A 26,428-nucleotide genomic window follows, 5' to 3' on the forward strand; every position below is an offset into this window, starting at 1 on the left:
GAGTGTCGTCGTGGTCGAAGACAACTCGCGAGTCATTTCCAGGGCTTGAGCAATACGCATAAAAAATCCGGTGCTTGGAATCAAGCACCGGATTCTGTGCGCTGCCAGTCAGGCGTCAAGGCCGAACTCTTAACTGACTGGCATTAGCCGCAAGGCCCCTTTTCCAACAGAACCGCGACTCAGGAAAGAACCGAGCCGGCCACCTTGGGCAGTGCCACCGGCGGCAGACCGGCCACGGCATTCCAGGCCCGGTCGCTGAGCTGGGTTTCCAGCAACTGGCGATGAATCGCCTCGCGGTGCTGTTGCAGCACGATGTCCAGCGCGCGACTGGGCAGCAGTTCCACGTCATCGAAGGTGAGGATCTGGCCGGGCTCCACGGCCCGCTTGAGCACGCTGTGCTTGAGCAGGCCGATCGGCAGGTGATCCGGGCACTCGGCGATCTTCACGGCTTCGCCGCGCACACTGTAGCCACCGATACCGCGCTCGATGATGTCGCCGGCCGCCATGGGTTTCTTCATGATCGCGGCCACGCTCAGGGTCGGCGTGGTGGAGTTGTTCAGCAGGATCTTGCCGCCGGCGATGACGCGACGCAGGGTCTTGCCGACCTCCAGGGAGCAGAGGTGGAAGGGGCGTACCAACACGTAGTACGGCCCCTTGCCCAGCTTGAAGTATTCGATGGCGCCCGCCTGGTCTTCGTCATGCCGACCGACCACGAAGACCCCGCCCGCCGAGTAACCGCTTGGGATCACGTAGTCGACGATGGGCTTGCCCAATTGCTCGGCCATCTGCCCCAGGATGTTCGCGCTATCCTGCAGATTGGTCGAATTCAGCCCCTCCAGCCCCTGGCGGGTGATGGTGGCGCCATAGTGGTTACCCACCACCACCTGCTCGATCTGCACCTTGGTGCCATCGGTGAAGGAGGTGGTCTGGTCGACGCTGGTGCCCTGGCGGGCGGACCAGTAGGCCATGTCTTCCGGCGTCGGGTTGTGGTTCAGATAGCCCTTCATGTTGCCGTAGACCAGCGGCTTGAAGCCCATCTGCACGGCCTCTTCGTGCAGCGCGGCCAGCGAACCCGGCTGGTCACCCTCGGCCTCGGTGAGGAAGCCCTTGCCGGCCAGATAGGAACCCGTCGTCACCTGCAGCTCGGCATTGATGGTGACCACCTTGATGCCCGCCTCGAAGGCGCGCTCGATGATCTCGGTGCCATGGTAGGGATCGCCGCTGCACTCCACCAGCAGGTCGCAATGGTCGACCAGATCGGCCACCGACTGGGTGAGCAGCTCGGGTAGGGGATAGTCGGTGACCGTGGCGATGGGCCGGCGGGTCAGGACGCGCGAGACGGTCATGTCGTCGTAGTGACGGCTGATCAGACGAGCCAGGCAGCGAGAGATCATGCCGGTACCGACGATACCGATGCGAGTGACGGGGGGTTGGGATGACATAGGATCGATTCCTTTCAAAGAGAATGGCGGTGGCGACCAAGACCACCAGGCGAAGTGCCGACCCCAACTACGCGTCTGATCTCTTGCAAATGGAAAACCTCTTCCATCAGAAATTCTATTGACTGGGATCAATCTTTCCGTGCGACTCGAAGCCAACTCAAAAATTCATGACTTCGCGATAGATAGCGACCAATGGACGCAGATCGCTACCTTTTTCCTCGCCGTTCATCGACGGCGCTTTCAACTCGTCGGCTCTGGACGCTCCGTGCCGACACCACCCCGCGCCCAATAGGCACGGCGGAACAAGTCACGCTCGCCCAATACGAGCAGCAAGACGGCGAAGCCCAGCATCGCCACGCTGATGCTGACGATCAGCTCCACCAGGCCGACGGGCTTGGGCAACCAGAAGCTCAAGAGGGCCACGGCACTGCCTGCCCCGAACCAGCGCAGCAGCAGCGAAAGATGCAGACCGCCGAGCGAATGGCGATACAGCGCCGCAGCCATGAACAGGGCCTGCAGCACGGCGCCGGTCGTGAAGGAGTAGGCCAGTCCCTGGGCACCGAAGGGCCGATAGAGGCAGGCATCCAGCGCCACGGTGATCAGCGAACTGGCCAGGGTGGCATAGAGAAAGGTCTTGGCTCTTTGCTGGGACAGCAGCGCCCGCCCCCAGAGCAGGGCCAGGCCCATCCAGGGCAGGCCCAGGGCATAGGCCACGACCAGGGTGGCCGTTGCGGCGCTCTGCTCGGCACCGAAGGCGCCCCGCTCCAGCAAGACCTTGACCACCGGCTCGGAGTAGCCGAACAGCACCACCGCCGCCGGGACGAGGAACAACAGGGTCCCCAGCAGGGCCTTGCGCATCAAGGCCCCATAGGTGTCGGCATTGCCTTCGTTCCAGCTGCGCGTCAGCTCGGGGAAGATCATCGCCAGGATGGATAGGGCATAGAGAGTGAGCGGGATGGTCACGATGCGGTAGGAAAACGACAGCATGGTGATGTTGCCCTCGGCCAGCAGCGAGGCGAAGAAACGCTCCGCCAGCATGCAGCCCTGCTGTGCGCCGGCGGCGAGGAGGACCGGGGCAAAGGTCAGGGCGAAGGGACTGCCTTCCGGCTTCTCGAAGGCGACCGAGCGCTGGCCGAGATAGCCCAGGCGCCGATGCTGGATGACGATCAGCAAGACCTGGGGCAGCAACATGCCGATGAACAGGCTGATCCCGCTCGGCTGCAGGATGACGATGGCCAGAATGGCGCCGAGATTGAGCATCAGCGTCCGGGTCATCGGCAGGATGAAGATTCGATCCAGATTGAGCAGCGCGCCCTGGCAGTAAAGGATGGCCTGCACGCAGATCAACAGCGTGCCCACCGCGAACACCAGCTTGCCCGCCTCGACCTGCTCATCGCTCCAGCCAGGCGCCAGGGCATGCATCAGCCAGGGACTGGCCAGCACGCCGATCACCGACAGCAACAACCCGAATAGCCCGATGCGCCAGTACAGCCAGCGACCCACCTGCTCGTATTGGTTGTTGCACCGGTCGCGGATGCGTTGCAGATAGGGAATCATGGCATCGCGCAGGGCTAGGCCGAAGAAACTCTCGAAGAACACCGGCAGGATCAGCGCGACGAAGATGAGATCCGCCTCCCAGCTCACGCCGAATTGCCGGGCGATCAGCAGGTCGCGCAGGAACCCCAGCAGAAAGCTGGCGACGGTGATGGCGAGGATGACGAGGGTGGAATTCACGCCTGCACCTCGGTCGGCACGGAGCGGCCAAGCGGGCTAATAAGCAGACAGGTGAAGGTGATGGGCATTGGGGTCTCGTTCCGTGAGCCGAGGACGATCTGCAAAAGACGAGCAGCAAGGCGCGCTCAGTGCAGACTCAGAGAACACCTTCCGCTCTTAAGTTTCCTGACTCAATTTGCGGCCCTCGTAGAAATGTCGAACGATTGGCAAATTGCCATAACTGGCCAGGCATTAGCCGCCGAGCGGTAGTGATTGCATTCGAGGCAAAAGCCGAATACTGTATATATAACCAGATACAGATTACGAGGTGACGCATGGCCGTCGAAGTGTTGTATCGCAGCAGCCGAGATCCGGAGCGCCTGTTCATGGATAAAGCCGAAGCCGATCGTCACGACAAGATGCTGGAGCTGGCCGAGTCCCTCGCCAGCGTGTTGGATAAGGCCGTTCCCGGTCTTGCCGAGAAACAGTGTGAAGACCTGGGCCTGTTCATGGCCCGCAACCGGGAAGTCTTCGCCCGTGCCTTCCGTAACCAGCCGGATGCGCTAGGCGAGCTGGATCTGCCTGACTAGCAGGTTCGCCTGCCCGTCGGGTAGCCTGGGACGAGATCCAAGCTGGAGAAAGCCTCTTGTCCCTTCCCATCATCTTCGATACCGATCCTGGCGTGGACGACGCCCAGGCCATCGCCCTGCTGTTCGCCGATCCCGCCTTCGAGGTGATCGGCCTGACCACTACCTTCGGCAACGTGCCGGTGGCCACCGCGACCCGCAATGCCCTGCTGCTCACCGAGCTGGCGGGGCGCGATACACCGGTGGCCGCCGGCGTGGCCGAGCCGCTGGTGAAGCCAGCGGGCAACCATGCCCTGCATGTGCATGGCCAGGATGGCCTGGGCAATCAGGCACTCCCCGCGCCAAGCCAGACGCCCCATGCCCTTGATGCCGCACGCTTCATCGTCGAGCAGACGCGTCTGCGCCCGGGTGAGATCACCCTGGTGGCGGTGGGGCCGCTCGGCAACCTGGCGCTCGCCCTGGCGCTGGACCCCGAGGTCGCCCAGCGGGTTCGCCAGGTGGTGGTCATGGGCGGCGCCATCGTCGAGCCGGGCAACGTCACGCCGGTGGCGGAAGCCAACATCTTTTCCGATCCCCATGCGGCGGCGCGGGTATTCGCCGCGCCCTGGCCGCTGACCCTGGTGGGACTGGACGCTACCCACCGCGCGGTGCTGGACCCGCCACGCCTGCAGCGGATCGCCGCGCACCAGGGCGCCCTGGGTGAGGTGCTGGCGCGCAGCTATGACTTCTATGCGGACTTCTACCGCAGCGTGAAGGACATCGACGGCTGCCATCCCCATGACAGCTGCGCCCTGGCCTTCCTGCGCCGTCCGGAGCTGTTCCGCACCGCCCGGGGCCATCTCAGCGTCGGCACCGAGGGCCTGGCGGAGGGCCAGACCTTCTTTGCGCCGGAGGGACGTGTCTATCAGGATGGCCGCTGGTCCGGCAATCCGCTGGTGACGGTCTGTCTCGACATGGACGGCGCGGCAATGGTCGCCTGGATGGAAGAAGTGCTGACCGCGGCGAACGCCTAATCGGTCACGAATAGGCGAAAGTGGCTTTCTAGAGCCTTTCGCCGTTCAAAAAGTGTGAACCATGCACGCAAAGTTGTTGCGACGCTCAGGTAGAAATCCCCGGTATTTTCTATCCCGGACGACCGTGCAAAGGATTGCCCATGGTTCGCTACGACCTCCTGTTGAGCGGCAGCTGCCGCGATGACGTTTCCACCGACGCCCTGAGGGTCAACCTGCTGTATCACCTGCGACTGACGCCAAAGCAGGTGGAGCGTCTGCTGCCCCCGGCCACCGGGGTTCTCAAGCGAGACCTGCCCGCCGAGGAGGCGCTGGGCTGGGTCGAGCGGCTGACCGATGCCGGACTCGGGGTCCACCTCGTCGAACGACCCGCCGCGCCGCCCATCGCTCGGGAGCTCGATCTACAGGCCCAGCTAGCGACCCTGGAGACTTCGGTGCTAGCGCGCCCCGCCTTCGGACTCGGTCAGCGGCTGCACCTGCTGATGTCCATGGGTACCAGCCTGGCACTCACCCTGCTCTATCTGTTGCCCGGCCTGGCCGGACTGTCGCTGGCCGGCGCCGCGCTGTACGCCTTCGCTACGCTTTTGCATCAGGATGTCGTGATCGCCTGCGCCCTCGCCTTGCCGACGACCGTCCTGGGGGCCTGGCTCGGCCTTGGCTTTCTGCTACCCCTGTGGCGCCAAAAGGAGCCGGCAACCGCCAAGGTGAGTCTTGGCGTGGAACAGGAGCCGGGCCTGTATCGGTTGGTCGAGTCGCTCTGCCGGGCCATGCAGGTACGACCACCACGCCGCCTGGTACTGGCGGCCATAGCGGACATCCACCTCGATACCGCGACCCGGACGCTAGTCCTGGGCCTGCCGCTGATGACGGCGCTCACCACCCAGCAGTTTCTGGCCAGCCTTGCTCATGTATTGGGACACCAGGTAAGCGTGTTGGACCGCTTGGGCGGGGGATCTATCAACGCCACTCTGGCTCGGCTTGAACAACTCGCCCAAGGGCGTACCTCGGCTGCACGTCTAGCGTCGCTCACTCGCGTCTCACGGGCCTGGGCCCGCCTGCTGTTCGTCGCCGGCTGTCGACTGACCCGGTCCGCCAGCCAACGCCGGGAAGCACGGGCCGATCATTACGAGGCAATGCTCGGCGGCAGTGCGAATTTTCGCGCGACCGCACTGCGACGTCGCAGCCTCAGCAAGGCCTGGCGTGAAGCCAAACGCCGCAGCCTCGCCGCGTCGAAGGAGCAAGGCCTCGCCAGCAATCTGCTGGACCTCGTCGAGGCCCTGCTGGCCAGGCAGGCGGATGCGCCGACACTGAGTCCCTGCCATAGCAGCCGCTACTGGAGCCGGCATCCTGCCGATCGGCAACGGGTCGCCTGGGTCGAGCGACTCGAGCTGCCTGGGCTACTCGACGATCAGCGTCCCGCCACCGTCTTGCTGGACCACTATGGCCGCCGCAGCCTGGCCCTGACCCGCGCGGTCTATCGTCTGGCGGGACGTCAACCGCGAGAGGAAGCGGGCCTGACCGTGGTCGATCTGCTCCCGGAGCTGTTCCGCGATGCGGAAGAAGAACTGCAGCAGTGGAGCGGCCATGCCTGGCCCGAATCACCCTGGCTACCCCTGCATCTGCCGCTGGACCGCATGACCCGCGCCCTGGATGCCGGTGCCGTCTGCGAGCGAATCCAGATGTTGGCCAGAGGTACCGGACGCGCCTGGCAGGAAGCCGAGAAAGAGGCCCAACGCCGTTGCTTGCTGGCCTTCTACGAAGAGCTGCATATCCATGGTCTCGCGCGAGCCATACAGGGTGAGGGCGAATTCAATCAGCAGCATCCGCTGGAGTTTCGCGCCATCGACACCTGGCAAACACCCGCTCGGCAACAGTTGTTGGCCATAGCGCCCCTCTACCGGCAAAGGATCGAATTGGCCCTCGCTCGGCCGCTCCCGGGTCGCGAACAGGCGCGCGACTGCTATCGGTTGATCGTCAAACTGGCCGAACTCTATCCAGAGGTAGAGCGACTGCGCGAAGCCCGCCTGCTGGTCAAGGAGTACCGGACACTGCAACGGCAGCTCCAGGGCTCCCCCCGCATCAACGAACTCTGCGACTTCGCCAAGCAGGATTACCAACGCCGAGTGGCACTTTGGCTGAATTCCCCCCTGTCGCTTCCGCCCGCCATCGCCGACGTTAGCCTAGGCGAGCACCTGCAACGCCATTGCCCCCAGCTGAATCCCGCTGAAGACTCGTCTTCCGCCGTTTACCGGCATACGCCTGGCCTGCTGCCCGCCCTGAACGAACTGCACCAGCGCGCCTGGCTGCATCTGGCGCGCTGGTGCCTATCCGCCGAAGCCAAGGTCGACGCCGCCTCGCTGAGCCGGACTGCCTGAGCTTTCCGCCAGCAATAAAAAAGGCCCCGTAGGGGGCCTTCTACAGCCGGGATCAGTTGACCTTGGGGTCCAGCTCGCCGCGGGCATAGCGCTCGAACATGGCATCCAGGGAGATCGGCTTGATCTTGGAGGCCTGGCCGGCGGTGCCGAAGGCTTCGTAACGGGCGATGCAGATGTCGCGCATGGCGGTCACGGTCTTGGCCAGGTACTTACGCGGGTCGAACTCGGCGGGGTTCTTGGCCATGAACTCGCGGATGGCACCGGTGGACGCCAGCCGCAGGTCGGTGTCGATGTTGACCTTGCGCACGCCGTACTTGATGCCTTCGACGATCTCCTCGACCGGCACGCCGTAGGTTTCCTTGATGTCACCACCGTACTCGTTGATGATCTTCAGCCACTCCTGGGGCACCGAGCTGGAGCCGTGCATGACCAGGTGGGTGTCCGGGATGCGCGCATGGATTTCCTTGATGCGCTGGATCGACAGGGTGTCCCCGGTCGGCGGCTTGGTGAACTTGTAGGCGCCGTGGCTGGTGCCGATGGCGATGGCCAGGGCATCGACCTTGGTGGCCTTGACGAACTGGGCGGCTTCTTCCGGATCGGTCAGCAGTTGGCTGTGATCCAGGGTGCCCTCGGCGCCAACGCCGTCTTCTTCACCGGCCATGCCGGTTTCCAGGCTGCCCAGGCAACCCAGCTCGCCTTCCACGGACACGCCGCAGGCATGGGCGAAGGCCACGGTCTGCTGGGTGACGCGCACGTTGTAGTCGTAGTCGGACGGGGTCTTGCCATCGGCCTTGAGCGAGCCGTCCATCATCACCGAGGAGAAGCCCAGCTGGATGGAGCGCTGGCAGACGTCGGGGCTGGTGCCGTGGTCCTGGTGCATGACCACCGGGATGTGCGGGAATTCTTCCACCGCAGCCAGGATCAGGTGACGCAGGAAGGGAGCGCCGGCGTACTTGCGGGCACCGGCGGAGGCCTGGACGATGACCGGCGAATCGGTCTTGTCGGCGGCTTCCATGATGGCGCGCATCTGCTCGAGGTTGTTGACGTTGAAGGCCGGGACGCCGTAGCCGAATTCGGCGGCGTGATCCAGCAGCTGACGCATGCTGACGAGTGCCATTGGTGATTATCTCCCTAACAAAGGCGGTGGTGGCGCCAGCCTGCATGAGCGGCTGGCTGGGTTCAAGCGGCCGACCCCTGGCCGCCGTGGATTAATCGGTTCAGCTGACATTCGCCGGTTCACGGCGCCCGGCAGCCACGACCGATGAGGTCATTGCCGGCGATCCAGTAGACGAGCCCTTGATCGCCGCGGATATGGAAAGCCACCAGCCCGTCGGTGTAGGACTGGCCGTCGGTGGCGGGCTCGCGATTGAGGTGGCGGATCAGGCCGTCGCTTTCCAGCTTGAGGTCGACGATGGACTGACTGCGATCCACGTAGCGCCAGTCGAAGGCCGCCTTGGAATCGCAGACCCAATGGGTCCAGCCACCGGTCTGTCGCGCGCCCTGACCGGCACAGCCGGCCAGCAGCGCGGCGCTCAGCAGGCCCAGGACAAGGGCACGCCCCTTCATTGGACACAGCCGCTGGTGGGACGACTGGGATTGCCGGTGAGCGTATCGACGCGCTCGTTGTTCTGCGCCGTGGGCGTGGCCGCCGCCGCGGGTGGCGGCGCGAAGACCGCGCAGGCCTTGTCGGCATTGCCACCGGCGCAACCGGCCAACATCAGGACAGCGGAACAGACGAGCAGCGGCGTACGCATGGCGATCACTCCTGGGCGCGTTGCTGGAGAACTTCCACGGCCGGCAGTACCTTGCCCTCGACGAATTCGAGGAAGGCGCCGCCACCGGTGGAGATGTAGGAGACCTTTTCACCGATGCCGTACTTGTCGATGGCGGCCAGGGTGTCGCCACCGCCGGCGATGGAGAAGGCATCGCTGTCGGCGATGGCCTGGGCCAGGGTGCGGGTGCCCTCGCCGAACTGGTCGAATTCGAAGACGCCCACCGGACCGTTCCAGAGGATGGTCTTGGCCGATTTCAGCAGGTCGGCGAATTGCTGGGCGCTGACCGGGCCGATGTCGAGGATCATGTCGTCGTCGGCCACGTCGTTGATCGACTTGGTGGTGGCCTGGGCGGTCTCGGCGAATTCCTTGGCAACCACCACGTCCACCGGCAGCGGCACGCTGACCTTGGCGGCGATGGCCTTGGCGGTGTCCACCAGGTCGGCTTCGTACAGCGACTTGCCGACCTTGTAGCCGGCCGCGGCGAGGAAGGTGTTGGCGATGCCGCCGCCGACGATCAATTGGTCACAGATCTGCGCCAGGGAATTCAGGACGTCGAGCTTGGTGGAGACCTTGGAGCCGGCGACGATGGCCGCCATCGGGCGGGCCGGGTTACCCAGCGCCTTGCCCAGGGCGTCCAGCTCGGCGGCCAGCAGCGGACCGGCCGCGGCGACCTTGGCGAACTTGGCCACGCCATGGGTCGAGCCCTCGGCGCGGTGGGCGGTGCCGAAGGCGTCCATGACGAAGATGTCGCACAGGGCGGCGTACTTCTTCGCCAGCTCATCGGCGTTCTTTTTCTCGCCCGCGTTGAAGCGCACGTTCTCCAGCAGCACCAGTTGGCCCGGCTCGACCTGCACGCCATCCAGGTAGTCCTTCACCAGCGGCACCTCGCGGCCCAGGGCCTTGCTCAGGTAGGCGGCCACCGGTGCCAGGCTGTTCTCTTCGCTGAATTCGCCTTCGGTAGGACGGCCCAGGTGCGAGCAGACGATCACCGCGGCACCCTTTTCCAAGGCCAGCTTGAGGGTCGGCAGGGCAGCGACCAGACGGGCGTCACTCTTGATCTGGCCTTCCTTCACCGGAACGTTGAGGTCTTCGCGGATCAGAACGCGCTTACCCTTCAGATCGAGGTCGCTCATTTTCAACACGGACATACAGGCAATCCCTTCGTTGTGCTTGTTTCAGGTGGGCTTGGCGATGCGCAGCCAATGGCCGGCGACGTCGAGCATGCGGTTGGCGAAGCCCCATTCATTGTCGAACCAGACCAGCAGATTGACCAGCCGAGGGCCGGAGACGCGGGTCTGGCTGCCATCGACGATGGCCGAATGGGGATCGTGGTTGAAATCGCAGGAAGCGTGGGGCAACTCGGTGTAGTCGATCAGCCCGGCCAGGGGCCCGCTCTGGGCCGCGTCGCGCAACAGGGTGTTGAGCGCGGGGGCCGCGGTGTCCTGGCCGACGATACAGGTGATGTCCAGGCAGGAGACATTGACCGTGGGGACGCGCACGGCACGGGCCTGGATGCGCCCGCTCAGTTCCGGCAGCAGCCGCTCGATGCCCCGGGCCAGACCGGTCGCCACCGGGATGATCGACTGGAACGCCGAGCGAGTCCGCCGCAGATCTTCGGCATGGTAGGCGTCGATCACGGGCTGGTCGTTCATGGCCGAGTGGATCGTGGTGATAGAGACGTATTCCAGACCCAAGGTCTCATGCAAAAGTTTCAGCACCGGGACACTGCAGTTGGTGGTACAGGACGCATTCGAGACCAGGGTCTCGTCGCCACTCAGACTCTGCTGATTGACGCCATAGACCACGGTGGCGTCGACGTCCGCTTCGCTGACCATGGGCTGGGAAAACAGCACCCGCGGCGCGCCACCGGCGAGAAAGCGCCCGGCCTCGGCGCGGGTGCTGAAGGCGCCGGAGCATTCCAGCACCAGATCGACGTCCAGCGCCTGCCAGTCCACCCGCTCCGGCTCCGCCTCGCGGCGGATCTCCAGCGCCTGGTCACCAATGCGCAGCCGCTCGCCCTCCAAGGCCACCCGCCCGGGGAAGCGGCCATGGGTGGAATCGAAGCGGGTCAGGTATTCGAGGCTGGGGCGGTCGGCCAGGTCATTGAGGGCGACGATGGTCAAGTCCGTTGCCGCACCGCGTTCGTGCAGGGCACGCAGGACACAACGGCCGATGCGACCGTAGCCGTTGAGAGCGAGGCGATAGCGGGCAGAACTCATGCGGGGCCGGACTCGAGCGCTAGCGAAAGGCCGATTATGCGGGCGTTCGGCGACGAATGGGAGTCGCCGCCGTAGCCGGCCTGCCGTTCTCACTACAAAAAGGTGCCCGCCTTGGCAGACGAAAGAAATTTATGCCGTCTGGCTTGGGCGTGCTGCGGTATCGGCGAGAAGTCCCGGTCTGCACTGGAAGGGCCGGAGGTAGTACCAAGGCCTTCAGGGCTACTGCCCTGCACGCCGCGACAGGCGCGACCTCACTTGGAGAAGGGGTCAGCCAAGGGTGATAGGCCAGAGCCATGACCTGGATCAAAAACCCCACTTATTGTGTTGTAGAAACAGAAAATCACTATATGTAGTATCTAGGCCGAACTTGAAGCCCAAGTCGAACTCAAAGAAAAGGACCCACGCCGCCCCGGCAAATGCCGCTTGGCGAGAGGCTTTTCCTTTGCGTTCGCCCCACTACGGACAGGAGTCAGCCATGACCATCACCATCTACAGCAAGCCCGCCTGCGTGCAGTGCAACGCCACCTATCGCGCCCTGGATCGCCAGGGGATCGCCTACCAGGTGGTGGACATCGAGCAGGACGCCCAGGCGCGCCAGACCGTGGAATCCCTGGGCTATCGCCAGGTGCCGGTGGTGGTGGCCGGTGACGACCACTGGGCCGGCTTCCGCCCGGACAAGCTCGGCCAACTGGTGGCCTGAGGCCAGGGCCATGGGCGAGCTGCTGTATTTCTCCAGCACCTCGGAGAACACCCACAGATTCGTCGAGAAGCTCGGGCTGCCGGCGCGGCGCATCCCCCAGGATCCCACCGCCGAACCGCTCAAGGCCCGCGAGCCCTACATCCTGGTCTTGCCGACCTATGGTGGCGGTGGCAGCAAGGGCGCGGTGCCCAAGCCGGTCATCCATTTTCTCAACGATCCGCATAACCGCGCCCTGATCCGCGGCGTCATCGCCGCGGGCAACACCAACTTCGGCGAGGGCTACTGCCTGGGCGGACGCATCGTCGCCCAGAAATGCGCGGTGCCCCTGCTCTACCAATTCGAATTGCTCGGGACGACGGAGGACGTCGACCGGGTACGCATGGGAGTGAACGACTTTTGGCAACGTCAGGCCTGACCCCGACCGGCAGCGAGGCGGACTACCACGCGCTCAACGCCATGCTTAATCTCTACGGTCCCAACGGTGAGCTGCAACTCGACAAGGACCGTCAGGCGGCGCGGCAGTACTTCCTGCAGCACGTCAACCAGAACACCGTGTTCTTCCATAACCTGGACGAGAAACTCGGCTACCTGGTGGACAAGGGCTACTACGAGGCGGCGGTGCTGGAGCAATACGCGCCGGCCTTCGTCAAGGCGCTGTTCGAGCGCGCCTACGCCTACAAATTCCGCTTCCAGAGCTTCCTCGGCGCCTTCAAGTACTACACCAGCTACACCTTGAAGACCTTCGACGGCCAGCGCTACCTGGAACGCTACGAAGACCGGGTATGCATGGTCGCCCTGAGCCTGGCGCGCGGCGACGAACGCCTGGCCGAGTCCCTGGTGGACGAGATGATCAGCGGGCGTTTCCAGCCGGCCACGCCGACCTTCCTCAACGCCGGCAAGCGCCAGCGCGGCGAGCTGGTGTCCTGCTTCCTATTGCGCATCGAGGACAACATGGAGTCCATCGGCCGCGCGGTGAATTCGGCGCTGCAACTCTCCAAGCGCGGCGGCGGCGTGGCCTTCCTGCTGAGCAACGTGCGCGAGGTGGGGGCGCCGATCAAGCGCATCGAGAACCAGTCCTCCGGCATCATCCCGATCATGAAGCTCTTGGAAGACGCCTTCTCCTACGCCAACCAGCTGGGCTCGCGCCAGGGCGCCGGGGCCGTCTATCTCAATGCCCACCACCCGGACATCCTGAGATTCCTCGACACCAAGCGCGAGAACGCCGACGAGAAGATCCGCATCAAGACCCTCTCCCTCGGCGTGGTCATCCCCGACATCACCTTCGAGTTGGCCAAGCGCAACGCCGACATGTACCTGTTCTCGCCCTACGACGTGGAGCGGGTCTATGGCGTGCCCTTCGCCGACATCAGCGTCAGCGACAAGTACGCCGAGATGGTGGCCGATGCGCGCATCCGCAAGCGCAAGATCAACGCCCGGGAATTCTTCCAGACCCTGGCGGAGATCCAGTTCGAATCCGGCTACCCGTACCTGATGTTCGAAGACACGGTGAACCGCGCCAACCCCATCGCCGGGCGCATCAACATGAGCAACCTCTGCTCGGAGATCCTGCAGGTCAACACCCCCAGCCGCTTCGACGAAGACCTGGGTTACGGGCACGTCGGCCAGGACATCTCCTGCAACCTGGGTTCGCTGAACATCGCCCGCACTATGGATTCGCCGGACCTGGGGCGCACCGTGGAGACCTCCATCCGCGGCCTCACCGCGGTCTCGGAGATGAGCGACATCCGCTGCGTACCCTCGGTGGCCGCCGGCAACGCCGCCTCCCATGCCATCGGTCTGGGGCAGATGAATCTGCACGGCTACCTGGCCCGCGAGCGCATCCACTATGGCTCGGCGGAAGGCCTGGATTTTACCAACCTGTACTTCTACACCATCACCTACCATGCGGTGCGCGCCTCCAATCGCCTGGCCATCGAACGCGGCCAGAGCTTCCAGGGCTTCGCTGACTCCAAGTACGCCAGCGGCGAATACTTCGACCAGTACACCGAGGGCGACTTCACTCCGCGCACCCCGCGGGTGGCCGAGCTGTTCGAGGTCGCCGGCATCCGTCTGCCGACCCGGGAAGACTGGCAGGAGCTCAAGGCCTCGGTGATGCAGCACGGCCTGTTCAACCGCAACCTCCAGGCCATCCCGCCGACCGGTTCGATCTCCTACATCAACCACTCCACCTCGAGCATCCATCCCATCGTCGCCAAGGTGGAGATCCGCAAGGAAGGCAAGCTGGGCCGCGTCTACTACCCGGCGCCCTACCTGGCCGACGATAACCAGGAGTTCTACCAGGACGCCTACGAGATCGGCCCGGAAAAGATCATCGACACCTATGCCGAGGCCACCCGCCATGTCGACCAGGGGCTGTCGCTGACGCTGTTCTTCCGCGACACCGCCACCACCCGCGACATCAACCGGGCGCAGATCTACGCCTGGAAGAAGGGCATCAAGACGCTCTATTACATCCGCCTGCGCCAGGCCGCCCTGGAAGGCACCGAGGTGCAGGGCTGCGTGTCCTGCAGCCTGTGAGGAAATCGCCATGAACGCATCCGTCAAAGCGCCGCGCCTGAACCGCATCAACGCCATCAATTGGAACCGAATCCAGGACGAGAAAGACCTGGAGGTGTGGAATCGCCTGACCGGCAACTTCTGGCTGCCGGAAAAGATCCCGCTGTCCAACGACATCCCCTCCTGGGCGACCCTGACGCCCAAGGAACAGCAGCTGACCATCCGCGTCTTCACCGGCCTGACCCTGCTGGACACCATCCAGAACGCCGTGGGCGCTCCGACCCTGCTGGCCGACGCCGTCACTCCCCACGAGGAAGCGGTGATCGCCAACATCGGCTTCATGGAGGCGGTGCATGCACGCTCCTACAGCTCGATCTTCTCCACCCTCTGCTCGACGCCGGACGTGGACGAGGCCTATCGCTGGAGCGAAGAGAATCCCTATCTACAGACCAAGGCCGACCTGATCCTTGAGCGTTACCACGCCGAGGACCCGCTGCTGCGCAAGGTGGCCAGTGTCTTCCTGGAATCCTTCCTCTTCTATTCGGGCTTCTACCTGCCGATGTACTGGTCCAGCCGAGCCAAGCTGACCAATACCGCCGACCTGATCCGCCTGATCATTCGCGACGAGGCGGTGCACGGCTATTACATCGGCTACAAATTCCAGCAGGCCCTGGCCAAGGAAAGTCCGGAGCGCCGCCAGCAGGTCAAGGACTTCGCCTACGAGCTGCTGCAAGACCTCTACGACAACGAGGTGGCCTACACCGAGGACCTCTACGACAGTGTCGGCTGGAGCGAGGACGTGAAGAAATTCCTTCATTACAACGCCAACAAGGCGCTGATGAACCTGGGCTTCGAGGCGCTGTTCCCCAGCGGCATGACCGACGTCAGCCCGGCGATCCTGGCCGCCCTGTCGCCCAGCGCCGACGAGAACCACGACTTCTTCTCCGGCTCGGGTTCGTCCTATGTCATCGGCAAGGCGGTGAGCACCGAGGACGAGGATTGGGATTTCTGAGCCCAATCGCCCCTGCTGGTCAGCCCCCTCTCCCGCTGGGAGAGGGTTGGGGAGAGGGCGCCCCTCGCCGCGAAGTCCCCAGTGGAAAAGGCTGCGCCGTTTTCCACGCTACGGTGCTGATCCCAATCGCCTGCTCCGACAAGCCCCCTCTCCCCTCGGGAGAGGGTTGGGGTGAGGGAGATCCCGTACCCGATCCCCAGTAGAAAAGGCTGCGCCGTTTCCACGCTACGGCGCTGAGCCAGCCCCCTGCTCTGACAAGCCCCCTCTCCCCTTGGGAGAGGGTTGGGGTGAGGGCGCCCCCGCGACGAAGCCCCCAGTGGAAAAGGCTGCGCTGTTTTCCACGCTACGGCACTGATTCCTGATCGTGCCCACCTCAGCGACCCCGTCCGAAAACGGCCAGTCACCCCTCCCCGGCGGTGCTAACCTGCCGCCATGAACGCCTTCCCCGATATTCCCGCCTTCGAACGCGCCCGCCTGGCGCGGGACCCGCGTTTCGACGGCCTGTTCTACACCGCGGTGCTCACCACCGGCATCTATTGCCGGCCGGTGTGCCCGGCCCAGCCACCGCGTCCGGAGAACGTCAGCTACTACCCCAGCGCCGCGGCCGCCGAAGCCGCCGGCTATCGGCCCTGCCTCAGGTGCCGCCCGGAACTCTCCCCCGCCGGCGGCCATTGGCAGCGCGGCGACGCCATCCTGGCCCGTGCCCTGCGGCTGATGGACGAAGGCCTGGACGACGGCGGCCTACCCATCCTCGCCGCTCGCCTCGATCTCAGCGAACGCCAGCTGCGCCGGCTGTTCGTCGAACGCCTGGGCGCCGCGCCCCTGGCAGTGCTCACCACCCGCCGGCTGCTGTTCGCCAAACAGTTGCTCAGCGAGACCCGGCTACCCATCACCGAAGTGGCCCTGGCCGCCGGCTTCGGCAGTCTGCGACGCTTCAACGATGCCTTCCGCCGCGCCTACGGCTTGGCCCCCAGCCAACTCCGCAAGGGCCATGCCGCCGCTTCGCCCGTCTTGGTCCTGCGCCTGGCCTACCGACCACCCTACGACTTCGCCGCCCAGCTGGATTTCCTCCGTGGCCATGCGCTGCCCGGTGTCGAGGTGGTGGACGACGTCAGCTACGCCCGGGTGATAGGCACGCCCGAACGCCCCGGCTGGCTGCGCCTTTCGGCCTGGGACGCCAGCAGCCCGGCACTGCGCCTGGAACTCCACGGCGCCGCCTCCGGCGAGCTGCAGGCGGCGGTCGCGCGCATTCGCCGCATGTTCGACCTGGACGCCGATCCCCAGGCCATCGCCCAGGGCCTCGTCGTCGATCCGACCCTGGCCGAACTGGTGGCCCGGCGCCCCGGCCTGCGTCTGCCCAGCGGTTGGGACGGCTTCGAGATCGCCGTGCGCGCCGTCATCGGCCAACAGGTCAGCGTGGTGGCCGCCACCACCATGACCGCTCGGGTCGTGCAGCGCTTCGGGCGCCCCTGGGGCGAACCGGCCCAAGACGCCAGCCAGCCCCCCGCTGGCCTGCATCACTTCTTCCCCACGGTCGACGCCCTCGCCGACGCCGCCCTGGAAGAGCTCACCGGCGTCGGCCTGATCCGCGCCCGCGCCGGTACCCTGGGCACCGTGGCCCGGGCCTTGCGCGCGGGCGAGGTGGACTTCGACGGCGGTCGCACCCTGGACGACTTCACCCGCCGCTGGGTTGCCTTGAAGGGCATCGGTCCCTGGACCGCCCAGTACATCGCCCTGCGCGCCCTGGCCCATCCCGACGCCTGCCCAGTGGAAGACCTGGTATTGCAGAAGCGCCTGGCGCCACCGGGCGAGCGCCTCACCGCCAAGGCCCTCTACGCCCGCGCCGAAGCCTGGCGGCCCTGGCGCGCCTACGGGGTGATGCAGGTCTGGCGCGAGGCTACCTGGAAGGCACCTGCCGACGCCCCCGCCGAGCCCATCCCCACCCGCCTCGCCAAGGAGTCATCGCGATGATCGCCTACTGCCTGCTGGACAGCCCCATCGGTCCGCTCACCCTGGCCGCCGACGACAGCGGCCTACGCGTGGTGGAGTTTCCCGAGAATCGCCATCCGGCCAAGCGCGACGGGAGTTGGGTCGCAGCCGAGCATCCCGTGCTGGCGGACGCGCGCCGCCAACTCGGTGAGTACTTCGCCGGACGCCGTCAGACCTTCGATCTGCCCCTGGCGCCCCGCGGCACGCCCTTCCAGCTGGAGGTCTGGCGCGCGCTGGCCGAGATCCCCCACGGCCAGACCTGGAGCTACGGTCGGCTGGCCAGTCACCTCGGCCGCCCCCAGGCGATGCGTGCGGTGGGCGCTGCCAATGGCCGCAATCCGCTGCCCATCGTGCTGCCCTGTCATCGGGTGATAGGGGCATCCGGCGCCCTCACCGGTTTCGGCGGCGGCCTGCCGACCAAGCAATTCCTGCTCGAACTGGAAGGCGCCCTGCCGCCTCCGCGCGACCTTTTCGCCGCGCTCTAGCGCGGAACTGCGCAAAAATTCGCCTGTGAAACCGCTCTAAAATGCGGGATACAGCGCTTGAACCGGCGCACAGCCGCCGAACAGAATCCGGGCTTTCGATTCGCAAGGACGCGATGCGATGTTCAGCCCGGCCAATGCCCCGCAGTTCACCCTGACGCTGGAAGGCGTCGCCCACGATTTCCAGATCCTCGCCTTCGACGGCACCGAGGCCATCGGCCAGCCCTATCGCTTTCAGCTAGAGCTGGTCAGCGAGCGCCCCGACTGGCCGCTGGAACAACTGCTCCACCGCCGCGCCTTTCTCAGCCTGTCCGCAGACGGCTCGGGCATCCATGGCCAGATCGCCGCCGTCGCCCAGGGCGATTCCGGTCAGCGCCTCACCCGCTATCGCCTGGAGCTCGTGCCGCGGCTCGCCTACCTGGCCCACCGCGTCAACGCGCGCATCTTCCAGCAGCGCAGCGTGCCGCAGATCCTCGCCCAGCTCCTCGAAGAACACGGCATCCTCGAAGGCGACCACAGATTCGCCCTCGGGCCGACGGTCTATCCGCCCCGCGACTACTGCGTGCAGTACGGCGAAAGTGATCTCGCCTTCCTCAATCGCCTCTGCGAAGAAGAGGGCCTGCACTATCACCACGAACACCGCCCCGACGGCCATGTGCTGGTGTTCGGCGACGACGCCACCGGCTTTCCCCGGCTGGGCGCCACCCGCTACCTGCCCGGCAGCGGCCTGGTGGCGGACGAACCCGTGGTGCGGCGCTTCGACGTCGGTCTGCAGACCCGCAGCAGCGCCACCACCCTGCGCGATTACGACTTCCTGCAACCGCGCCTACGCCTGGAAAGCGGCACGGACGCCGCTACGCCGCCCACCTTGGAGCATTACGGCTTCCCCGGTCACTTCACCGACCGCGCCACCGGCAAGCGCCTGAGCGGCCGGCGCCTGGAAAGCCTGAGGGTCGACGCCCAGCAGGCCCACGGCAAGAGCGACCAGCCCAGCCTGGTGAGCGGACATTTCCTGCCCCTGGAACAGCATCCCCGCGGCGACTGGAACCAGCTCTGGCTGCTGACCGAAATCCATCACCAGGGTCGGCAGCCCCAGGTGCTCGAAGAGAGCATCACCAGTGACGACAGCCACCCGACGGACGACGGCTTCCGCCAAGGCTATCGCAACACCTTCGCCGCCATCCCCTGGACGGTGCCCTTCCGACTGCCCCTGCGCCATCCCAAGCCACGGTTGTTCGGCGCCCAGAGCGCCGTGGTTACCGGGCCGGCCGGCGAAGAGATCCACTGCGACGCCCTGGGCCGGGTCAAGGTGCAATTTCACTGGGATCGCGAAGGCCAGGCGGATGAGCGCACCAGTTGCTGGCTACGCGTCGCCAGCGGCTGGGCGGGCCACGGCTACGGCGCCCTGGCCGTGCCGCGCATCGGCATGGAGGTGCTGGTGGGCTTTCTCGAAGGCGATCCCGACCAGCCCCTGGTCACCGGCTGCCTGTACCACGCCGAGCACCGTCCGCCGCTGGAGCTGCCCAAGGACAAGACCCGCAGCAGCTTCAAGAGCCTGAGCAGCCCCGGCGGCGGTGGTTACAACGAGCTGCGCATCGAGGATCGCCAGGGCCAGGAGGAGATCCACGTCCACGCCCAACGCGACTGGGACGAATACATCCGCCACGATCATCGCAGCGAGATCGGCAACGAACGCCACCAGCGCATCCGTGCCAACAGCTACAGCGAATTCCACGCCGAGGAGCACCGCATCACCCACGGCGAGCGCCGCACCGAGGTGCGTGCCGACGACCACCTGAGCATCGCCGACAGCCAGCACCTCAAACTGGGCACCGGCCAATTCGTCGAGGCCGGCCAGGAGATCCATCTCTACGCCGGACAGAAGATCGTCATGGAAGCCGGTGCCAGCCTCACCCTCAAGGCCGGCGGCAGCTTCGTCACCCTGGATGCCGGGGGCCTCACCCTGGTGGGGCCGAACATCAAGCTCAACAGCGGCGGCAGTCCGGGCAGTGGCAAGGCCGCCGCGCCGCTGCTGCCTGGCATCGCCCGGGCCCTGATCGACGGCCAGGCCGGTGCCCTGCTGAGTCCGGCCCAGCTCAACACCCTCACGCGCAACGCCGCCTTCTGCGAGGAATGCCAGCCCTGCAAGGACGGCCACTGTGAGGTGTGACGCCCTCACCCCGCGCGACTGGCTCGCCGCCCAGCCGCTCCGCCCGGGCGAACGGCTGTACGCCGTGCTGGGCAATGCCAGCGCCGCCGCGCCGCTCAGGCACTACTACCAGCGCAGCCCGGCGGCCGATGCCCTGCCGCTGTGGCAAGGCACGCCCTATGCCCGCTGGCAGGCTGTTATGCCTTACCTCGCCCCGCTCAGCCCGGACGATCCCTTTCTCGACTGGATCGCGGACCAGAGCGAGGACGATTGGGGCTGGCTGGCGGTCTCGGCTCAGCCCAAAACCTTGATTCATACCCACCTACGCAGCCTGACCCAGGTGTGGATGCCCGATGGCCAGGCCACCTTCTTTCGCTTCTGGGATGGCCGTCATCTGCTGCCGCTGCTGCAGCGCCTGGGCGACGCCTTCGCGCCGGTATTGCCGGTTTTCACCCGCTACCTGATCCAGGGCCATGCCCTCGCCCTGCCTGTCATGGACGCCGGTCCCGCGCGGGACTTTCCCTGGTGGCGAGTCCCCGCCGACCTCCTGGAAGACCTGGGCACCGCCAATCCGGCGCCGCTGGTCGACAACCTCCTGCAGTGGCTCAAGCAGGAGGAAGCCCCCCTGTATTTCCAACTACCCGCCGCCAACCTGCGCCTCAAGATCGACCGTTTCGTCCGCCGCTCGACGCCAGCGGACGCTCGCGATCCCCAGCGGCTCAAGGCCTTTCTCAAGGATGAGTTCGCCCGATGACCACGCCCCGCCCACCCCTGGGTACCCTGCCCATCACCCTTGCGGCCACCCAACCGGACATCCGCGCCGTCGTGCAGGACTTCCGCACCTGCCTGGTCGACTACCGCGGTTTCGCCGAGGCCTGGTACGGCGGGGTGCTGGACGTCGAACAGAAATTCACCGTGGGCCAGGAAGTGGTCACCCGCGCCAAGGACAGCAAGCGCCAAGTCAGCCTCTACGCCACCTGCCCAGTCGACGGCAAGCTGACCCTCATCCACTGCTTCGAAGCGGCGCGCTTCGTGCCCATCGGCAATACTCCGGTGAGCATCGTCCCGGTGAACGAAGGACAGGGCCCCCGGCGTAGCGGAGCGGCCCCGGCGGGCGCCGCCCAGAGCGCCGTGATCGGTGCCGACGGCACCTACACCTTCGCCGGCTGCACCCCCTACCAGCGCTATCGGGTCACCTTCTTCCCCAACGTCACCGGCGCCCAGCTGGAAACCCTCTACGGCTCCTACCAGGGTGTGATCGACGATCTCCAGGCTTGGCTGCAGCAGGAGTGGACGCAGAAACACCAGCCCTCCTGGGCGACCTATCGCAGCGCCAGTGCCGGCGGCAAGGTCGGCCTACAACTGGAAGCTGCCTGGAACGGCCTGCTGCGCTCCATCCTCAATCTGTGGAACGACATCACCCAGCTGTTCGACGTCATCGCCCACCCGCGCAAGCATCTGGCCAAACTCCAGGGCCTGCTCGATCCCCAGGTCCTCGAACAGCTCTACAACGCCGGCAAGGAGCAGTTGCATACCGCCCTGCTCATCGCCAGCGACGAGCCCTTGCTGTGGATCTTCCTCTGCGCCCTGATCGCCTGGGTCAAGCTGCTGCCGCCCACTACCGCGGCGGAAGTGGTGGGCGCCCTTACCGGCGAGGTGCTGCTCAACGTACTGATCGGCGTGGTGCTCACCGGCGGCCTCGGCCTCGCCGTCCGCCTCGGTGGCAAGCTGGCGCAGGTCGCCGAAGGCGGCCGCGCCCTGGGCCTGCTCCAGGAACTCGCCGAAGCCCTGATGCAACGCTGCGCCCGCCACGCCAAACCCCACAGCGAAGCCGCCAAGCCGATCCTGGCCCAGGGTAGCGCCGACCTCGACGCCTCGCGCAAGGCCACCGTGGAACTCAAGAACGGCGCCGCGGTGGAGCAGATCCGCGCCGATGCGGCGCCCTACGCCCGCGGCAAAAGACGCAAGGCCACCCGCCTCAGCCAGGAGTCGCGGGTCGACGACGTCTCCATCCCGGCGCGCACCCCCAGCGGCAAACCCGCCGAGCCGGCCGCCCTGACCTGCACCGACGGCTGCCCCGTCTCCATGGTGACCGGCGAGGAGTTGCTCACCCTCACCGACGCCGAGCTGGACGGCCCCCTGCCCTTCGCCTGGACCCGCCTCTACCGCAGCAGTGCCTGCGACAGCGATCTCGGCCTGGGCCCCGGCTGGAGCCATGCCCTGGCCCACCGCCTGGAGCGCCAGGGTGAACAGTTGGTCTGGATCGACCAGGAAAATCGTCGGACCCCCTTCCCCCTGCCCAGCCAGCAGCGTCCGGCCATCAGCAACCGCCTGGCCCGCGCCGCCCTCTATCTCGGCGAGCAGCCGGACGAACTCATCCTCGCCCAGGCCGGCGACAGCCCGCGCTTCTATCACTTCCGCCGCCTCGAACTGATCGCCATCAGCGACGCCTACGGCAATCGCCTGACCGTCGAGCGCGATGCCCAGGGGCGCATCCAGCGCCTGGGCAACGGCCTGCGCGCCCTGCGACTGGACTATCGGCAGGGTCGCATCGCGGCGGTGGACTATCAGGTGCGCCAGCCGGGCGATCACCACGAAGCCTCCTGGCACAGCCTGCAGACCCTGGTGCGCTACCGCTACGCCGCCAATGGCCAGTTGCTGGCGGCGAGCAATGCCCTCGACGAAACCGAGCGCTACGTCTACGACGATCGCCATGTCATCCTCGAGCGCCACCTGGCGGGCGGCGCGGCCTTCTTCTGGGAATGGCAGGGCGAGGGCCGCGATGCCCGCTGCGTGCGCCACTGGTCCAGCCTCGGCCAACTGGACAGCCGCTACACCTGGACGGACGACGGCTCCGTGCAGATCACCTTCAGCGACGGCAGCCAGCAGCACTACACCCACGACGCCAACGCCCGTCTGGTGCGCCAGGTCGACCCGGATGGTGCGGAAACCCAGAAAACCTACGACGCCCAAGGCCAGTTGCTCAGCGAGCGCGATCCCCTTGGCGCCCTGGTGCGCTACGAATACGACGCCGCTGGCCAGTTGCTCGCACGTTACCCCGCCCAGGACGAACCGACCTATTACAGCTACTGCGATGGTCAACTGCTCAGCCTGACCCGCGGCGACGCCACTTGGCGCTTCGAACACAACGCCCTGGGCGACCTCACCGCCCGTACCGACCCGGACGGCCACACCACGCGCTATCGCTACACCGCCCAGGGCCGCCTCGCCGCCATCGAGCACCCCGACGGCAGTTGCCATAGCTTCACCTGGAACGTCGCCGGCCAGCTCATCGAAGAACAGTTACCCGACGGCGGCATACGGCGTTATCGCTACGACGCCCTCGGTCGTCAGACCTATCACCAGCAGGAAAACGGCGCCATCACCCACTACGAGTGGGATGCCCTCGGCCGCCTGCGCCAGCTCAAGCTGCCCGGCGGCGCCAGCCGCGCCTTTAACTACAACGCCTATGGCAAGGTCACCGCCGAACGCGACGAACTGGGGCGGATAACGCGCTACGAATACGCCAACGGCCTACACCTGGTGACCCGTCGACTCAATCCGGACGGCAGCACCCTCAGCTATCGCTACGACCACGCCCGCCTGTTGCTCACCGATATCGAGAACGAGCGCGGCGAACACTACCAGCTGGACTACCACCCCAACGGCCTGATCCGCAGCGAAACCGGCTTCGATGGCCGCACCTGCAGCTACGCCTACGACCTCGCCGGCAACCTCAGCGAAAAGACCGAGCACGGCAGCGACGGCAGCACCCTGACCACCCGCTACGAGCGCGACCGCGAAGGTCGCCTGCAGCGAAAGGTCCTGCCCGATGGCAGCCAGGTGGACTACGCCTACGACGACCTCGGCCGGCTGATCGGCGTCGACGACGGCCAGTGGCCGCTCGCCTATCGCTACGACCTTCAGGATCGCCTGATCGAAGAGCACCAGGGCTGGGCCTCCTTCACCTACGGCTACGACGCCTGCGGCCAGCTCAGCCACAGCCGCCTGCCCGATGGCAACCGACTGCACTACTACCACGGCGCCGGTGGCGCGCTGGCCGGCATCGACCTCAACGGCCAGCCGCTAACCCGCCATCAGCACGCCCCCGGCGGCCTGGAGCTCCAACGCCAGCAAGGCGCCCTGTCCAGCCACTATCGCCACGACGACCAGGGCCGCCTGCTCGCCCATCGCCTGGAAAACCGTGCCGAGCGCCTGCTCGAACGCCGCTACCACTACGATGCCAGCGGCAACCTGCTGGGCATCGACGACTCCCGCAAAGGCCAGACCCGCTACCTCTACGATCCCTTGGATCGCCTGGTCGCCGTGCGCGGCGAACTGCCGGAATCCTTCGCCCACGACCCGGCCGGCACCCTGCTGGGCGGTGGCGAGGCCGGCAGCATCCAGGGTAACCGCCCGCTGCTGCACGGGGATCGCCACCTGGACTACGACGCCCACGGCAACCTCGTCCGCGAGCGCCGCGGCCGCGCCCAGGCACTGGTCACCCACTACCGCTACGACAGTCAGCACCGCCTTATCCTGGCCACCCTGCCCGATGGCAGCGAAGCCCACTACCGCTACGACGCCTTCGGCCGCCGCATCGCCAAGACCGTCGCCGGACGCACCACCGAATTCCTCTGGCAAGGCGACCGCTTGGTCGCCGAAAGCGGTCCGGATGGCTACCGCAGCTACCTCTACGAACCCGGCACCTTCCGCCCCCTGGCCCTACTGGTCGGCGAGGGCCCCCAGGCGGTAACGCCCTACCACTACCACCTCGACCACCTCGGCACACCCCAGGAACTCACCGACGCCAGCGGCACCCTCGCCTGGTCCGCCCGCTATCGCGCCTACGGCAACCTGGCACGCCTGGACATCGAGCAGATCGCCCAACCCCTGCGCTTCCAGGGCCAATACCACGACCCCGAAACCGGCCTCCACTACAACCGCCACCGCTACTATCATCCAGAGACGGGGAGCTTCATCACCCCCGACCCCATCCGGTTGGCGGGTGGGTTGAACAGCTACCGGTATGCGCCCAACCCCACCGGCTGGGTGGATCCGCTGGGGTTGGCGAATGTTAAGGGGCAGTGTCCGGGTGGTGAAAATGACAAAAGGCCCGATAAGTACTATGAGTCTCGCAGAGCGGCGTTCCGACAAGCAAAGCAGGATGCAGCTATTCCCGCATCCGAAAATCCAACAAAGATTGGCAGAGTCAAATTAACTAGCGCCGGAGAAACCGTCTATAACAGTGGCGGCCCAGTCCTAACAAGAGAATATCATTACAATAACATTTATGGCGACAGAGTAGTAATTCAAGAGCACTCCCATGGGCATTCGGAATTTCCTCAAGACACCGCAAGTGGAAAGCCTCACTTTAACGTCAGAGAATTCAACCCAGAAACAGGAAACGGTCACAGGACTAAAACCTTAAACCTGAGAGCGATAGCAAAACACTATGTTTTCGAATAAATTTGAAGAAATCATAAAAGCCACAAACCCACAAGATTATATTAAAATCTTTGGAGAAAGCTATGCAGAACAGATATTCATAGACCAGATAAATATCAGAAAAAGCTCTATAGATCTTGATTTTTTTGCCCCTCTAAAAGAAATGAACATCCCTGAAAAGTGGAAGCGAAAGGGCTACGATCATTTCAGATTCAGGATCTACCTGATAAAAACAAGTAACGTGAGCATGGAAAACCTTCCTGCTGATGGCCCTGTAAACTTCATGATCAGAGATCAAGAACTAAAAATTCTAAGCAACAGTCACTGCAGGATTGAATTTAGCTATCAGAAGATATTCCTATCGAATATTGAAGGCTACAAAGAAGGAAATGAGTAACACATGCTCCAATTCCCACTAACAGAAAGCGCTGACAGCGCCAATCATCAGAACCCTAGTCCTTAGACTATGTAATAGAACGTCCTCTTCGGGCAGTTTTCAGTCACTTTCTAAGTCTAGATAGCAAAGCAGGCCAGTACAGACTTATCGTTTGTCTACGTGGACGCAAATACCCAACACGGTCGCGCCTACAACACTCTCGCTGTCTGCTCTAGGCCACCCTGCACGATGGCAGCGAAGCCCACTACCGCTATGACGCCTTCGGCCGCCGCATCGCCAAGACCGTCGCCGGACGCACTACCGAATTCCTCTGGCAAGGCGACCGCCTGGTCGCCGAAAGCGGGCCGGATGGCTACCGCAGCTACCTTTACGAACCCGGCACCTTCCGGCCCTTGGCCCTGCTGGTCGGCGAGGGCCCCCAGGCGGTAACGCCCTACCACTACCACCTCGGCCATCTCGGCCCCCCCCAGGAACTCACCGACGCCAGCGGCACCCTCGCCTGGTCCGCCCGCTATCGCGCCTACGGCAACCTGGCCCGCCTAGACGTCGAGCAGATCGCCCAACCCCTGCGCTTCCAGGGCCAATACCACGACCCCGAAACCGGCCTCCACTA

20 protein-coding genes and 1 pseudogene are annotated in these 26,428 nt (G+C 65.2%); 14 read left to right on the top strand and 7 right to left on the bottom strand.

What is annotated here, in order from left to right; all coding sequences use genetic code 11:
* Nucleotides 1–179: 179 nt before the first annotated feature.
* Both FAZ11_RS23955 and murJ read right to left on the bottom strand, forming a co-directional pair.
* Nucleotides 180–1,394 carry an NAD(P)-dependent oxidoreductase gene (locus tag FAZ11_RS23955; RefSeq protein WP_240043611.1) on the bottom strand — a complete coding sequence of 405 codons (1,215 nt, stop codon included), beginning with the start codon at nucleotides 1,392–1,394 and terminating at the stop codon, nucleotides 180–182.
* A 288-nt stretch (nucleotides 1,395–1,682) separates the two neighbouring features.
* The gene (gene murJ, locus FAZ11_RS23960; RefSeq protein ID WP_058761502.1) at nucleotides 1,683–3,176 is read right to left on the bottom strand and encodes a murein biosynthesis integral membrane protein MurJ; all 1,494 of its coding nucleotides are present in this window, start codon (nucleotides 3,174–3,176) and stop codon (nucleotides 1,683–1,685) included.
* A 314-nt stretch (nucleotides 3,177–3,490) separates the two neighbouring features.
* Here murJ and FAZ11_RS23965 point away from each other — a divergent pair, with 314 nt between their 5' ends.
* The 3 genes from FAZ11_RS23965 to FAZ11_RS23975 all read left to right on the top strand — a co-directional run bounded on the left by FAZ11_RS23965 (nucleotide 3,491) and on the right by FAZ11_RS23975 (nucleotide 7,127).
* Nucleotides 3,491–3,745 (top strand): YebG family protein, encoded by a 255-nt coding sequence (locus FAZ11_RS23965; protein WP_058761501.1) that lies wholly within the window; start codon nucleotides 3,491–3,493, stop codon nucleotides 3,743–3,745.
* A 56-nt stretch (nucleotides 3,746–3,801) separates the two neighbouring features.
* The gene (locus tag FAZ11_RS23970; RefSeq protein WP_058772153.1) at nucleotides 3,802–4,755 is read left to right on the top strand and encodes a nucleoside hydrolase; all 954 of its coding nucleotides are present in this window, start codon (nucleotides 3,802–3,804) and stop codon (nucleotides 4,753–4,755) included.
* A gap of 140 nt (nucleotides 4,756–4,895) precedes the next feature.
* Complete coding sequence (locus tag FAZ11_RS23975) at nucleotides 4,896–7,127, top strand: M48 family metalloprotease (RefSeq protein ID WP_058772154.1); 2,232 nt, start codon at nucleotides 4,896–4,898, stop codon at nucleotides 7,125–7,127.
* Between the two features lie 52 nt (nucleotides 7,128–7,179).
* On the opposite strand, the gene fba is transcribed toward FAZ11_RS23975, so the two are convergent.
* The 5 genes from fba to epd all read right to left on the bottom strand — a co-directional run bounded on the left by fba (nucleotide 7,180) and on the right by epd (nucleotide 11,121).
* Nucleotides 7,180–8,244 carry a class II fructose-bisphosphate aldolase gene (gene fba / locus FAZ11_RS23980; RefSeq protein ID WP_058772155.1) on the bottom strand — a complete coding sequence of 355 codons (1,065 nt, stop codon included), beginning with the start codon at nucleotides 8,242–8,244 and terminating at the stop codon, nucleotides 7,180–7,182.
* Nucleotides 8,245–8,363: 119 nt separating this feature from the next.
* Nucleotides 8,364–8,693 (bottom strand): MliC family protein, encoded by a 330-nt coding sequence (locus tag FAZ11_RS23985; RefSeq protein WP_058772156.1) that lies wholly within the window; start codon nucleotides 8,691–8,693, stop codon nucleotides 8,364–8,366.
* Complete coding sequence (locus tag FAZ11_RS23990) at nucleotides 8,690–8,881, bottom strand: hypothetical protein (RefSeq protein ID WP_058772157.1); 192 nt, start codon at nucleotides 8,879–8,881, stop codon at nucleotides 8,690–8,692. The genes FAZ11_RS23985 and FAZ11_RS23990 overlap by 4 nt, the downstream gene beginning before the upstream one ends.
* A 5-nt stretch (nucleotides 8,882–8,886) precedes the next feature.
* Nucleotides 8,887–10,050 carry a phosphoglycerate kinase gene (locus tag FAZ11_RS23995; RefSeq protein ID WP_027598233.1) on the bottom strand — a complete coding sequence of 388 codons (1,164 nt, stop codon included), beginning with the start codon at nucleotides 10,048–10,050 and terminating at the stop codon, nucleotides 8,887–8,889.
* A gap of 27 nt (nucleotides 10,051–10,077) precedes the next feature.
* The gene (gene epd, locus FAZ11_RS24000; RefSeq protein WP_058772158.1) at nucleotides 10,078–11,121 is read right to left on the bottom strand and encodes an erythrose-4-phosphate dehydrogenase; all 1,044 of its coding nucleotides are present in this window, start codon (nucleotides 11,119–11,121) and stop codon (nucleotides 10,078–10,080) included.
* A 475-nt stretch (nucleotides 11,122–11,596) separates the two neighbouring features.
* Between epd and nrdH the strand changes: the two genes are divergently transcribed.
* The 11 genes and pseudogenes from nrdH to FAZ11_RS25660 form a co-directional block, all read left to right on the top strand.
* Nucleotides 11,597–11,821 carry a glutaredoxin-like protein NrdH gene (gene nrdH / locus FAZ11_RS24005; protein WP_058761494.1) on the top strand — a complete coding sequence of 75 codons (225 nt, stop codon included), beginning with the start codon at nucleotides 11,597–11,599 and terminating at the stop codon, nucleotides 11,819–11,821.
* A gap of 10 nt (nucleotides 11,822–11,831) precedes the next feature.
* Entirely contained in the window at nucleotides 11,832–12,236 is a 405-nt protein-coding gene (nrdI, locus tag FAZ11_RS24010) for a class Ib ribonucleoside-diphosphate reductase assembly flavoprotein NrdI (protein ID WP_058772159.1), read from the top strand.
* Nucleotides 12,218–14,359: a class 1b ribonucleoside-diphosphate reductase subunit alpha gene (gene nrdE / locus FAZ11_RS24015; RefSeq protein ID WP_081319961.1), complete on the top strand. Its 2,142-nt coding sequence runs from the start codon at nucleotides 12,218–12,220 to the stop codon at nucleotides 14,357–14,359. The genes nrdI and nrdE overlap by 19 nt, the downstream gene beginning before the upstream one ends.
* 10 nt (nucleotides 14,360–14,369) lie before the next feature.
* Nucleotides 14,370–15,350 carry a class 1b ribonucleoside-diphosphate reductase subunit beta gene (gene nrdF / locus FAZ11_RS24020; protein WP_058772160.1) on the top strand — a complete coding sequence of 327 codons (981 nt, stop codon included), beginning with the start codon at nucleotides 14,370–14,372 and terminating at the stop codon, nucleotides 15,348–15,350.
* Nucleotides 15,351–15,782: 432 nt separating this feature from the next.
* A complete protein-coding gene (locus FAZ11_RS24025) occupies nucleotides 15,783–17,321 on the top strand; it encodes a DNA-3-methyladenine glycosylase 2 family protein (RefSeq protein ID WP_058772161.1) in 1,539 nt (512 codons plus the stop codon).
* The gene (locus FAZ11_RS24030; RefSeq protein WP_058772162.1) at nucleotides 17,318–17,824 is read left to right on the top strand and encodes a methylated-DNA--[protein]-cysteine S-methyltransferase; all 507 of its coding nucleotides are present in this window, start codon (nucleotides 17,318–17,320) and stop codon (nucleotides 17,822–17,824) included. Before FAZ11_RS24025 ends, FAZ11_RS24030 begins: the two co-directional genes overlap by 4 nt.
* 118 nt (nucleotides 17,825–17,942) lie before the next feature.
* Complete coding sequence (locus FAZ11_RS24035) at nucleotides 17,943–19,991, top strand: type VI secretion system Vgr family protein (RefSeq protein WP_058783084.1); 2,049 nt, start codon at nucleotides 17,943–17,945, stop codon at nucleotides 19,989–19,991.
* Nucleotides 19,981–20,724 carry a DUF4123 domain-containing protein gene (locus FAZ11_RS24040; protein WP_058772163.1) on the top strand — a complete coding sequence of 248 codons (744 nt, stop codon included), beginning with the start codon at nucleotides 19,981–19,983 and terminating at the stop codon, nucleotides 20,722–20,724. The genes FAZ11_RS24035 and FAZ11_RS24040 overlap by 11 nt, the downstream gene beginning before the upstream one ends.
* A complete protein-coding gene (locus tag FAZ11_RS24045) occupies nucleotides 20,721–25,439 on the top strand; it encodes an RHS repeat-associated core domain-containing protein (protein WP_058783083.1) in 4,719 nt (1,572 codons plus the stop codon). The genes FAZ11_RS24040 and FAZ11_RS24045 overlap by 4 nt, the downstream gene beginning before the upstream one ends.
* A complete protein-coding gene (locus FAZ11_RS24050) occupies nucleotides 25,426–25,815 on the top strand; it encodes a hypothetical protein (protein WP_137279396.1) in 390 nt (129 codons plus the stop codon). The genes FAZ11_RS24045 and FAZ11_RS24050 overlap by 14 nt, the downstream gene beginning before the upstream one ends.
* A 218-nt stretch (nucleotides 25,816–26,033) precedes the next feature.
* Nucleotides 26,034–26,428, top strand: a pseudogene (locus tag FAZ11_RS25660) (RHS domain-containing protein); the annotation flags it as partial.

The sequence above is a fragment of the Pseudomonas rhizoryzae genome, from assembly GCF_005250615.1.
Taxonomy (GTDB): Bacteria; Pseudomonadota; Gammaproteobacteria; order Pseudomonadales; family Pseudomonadaceae; genus Chryseomonas; species Chryseomonas rhizoryzae.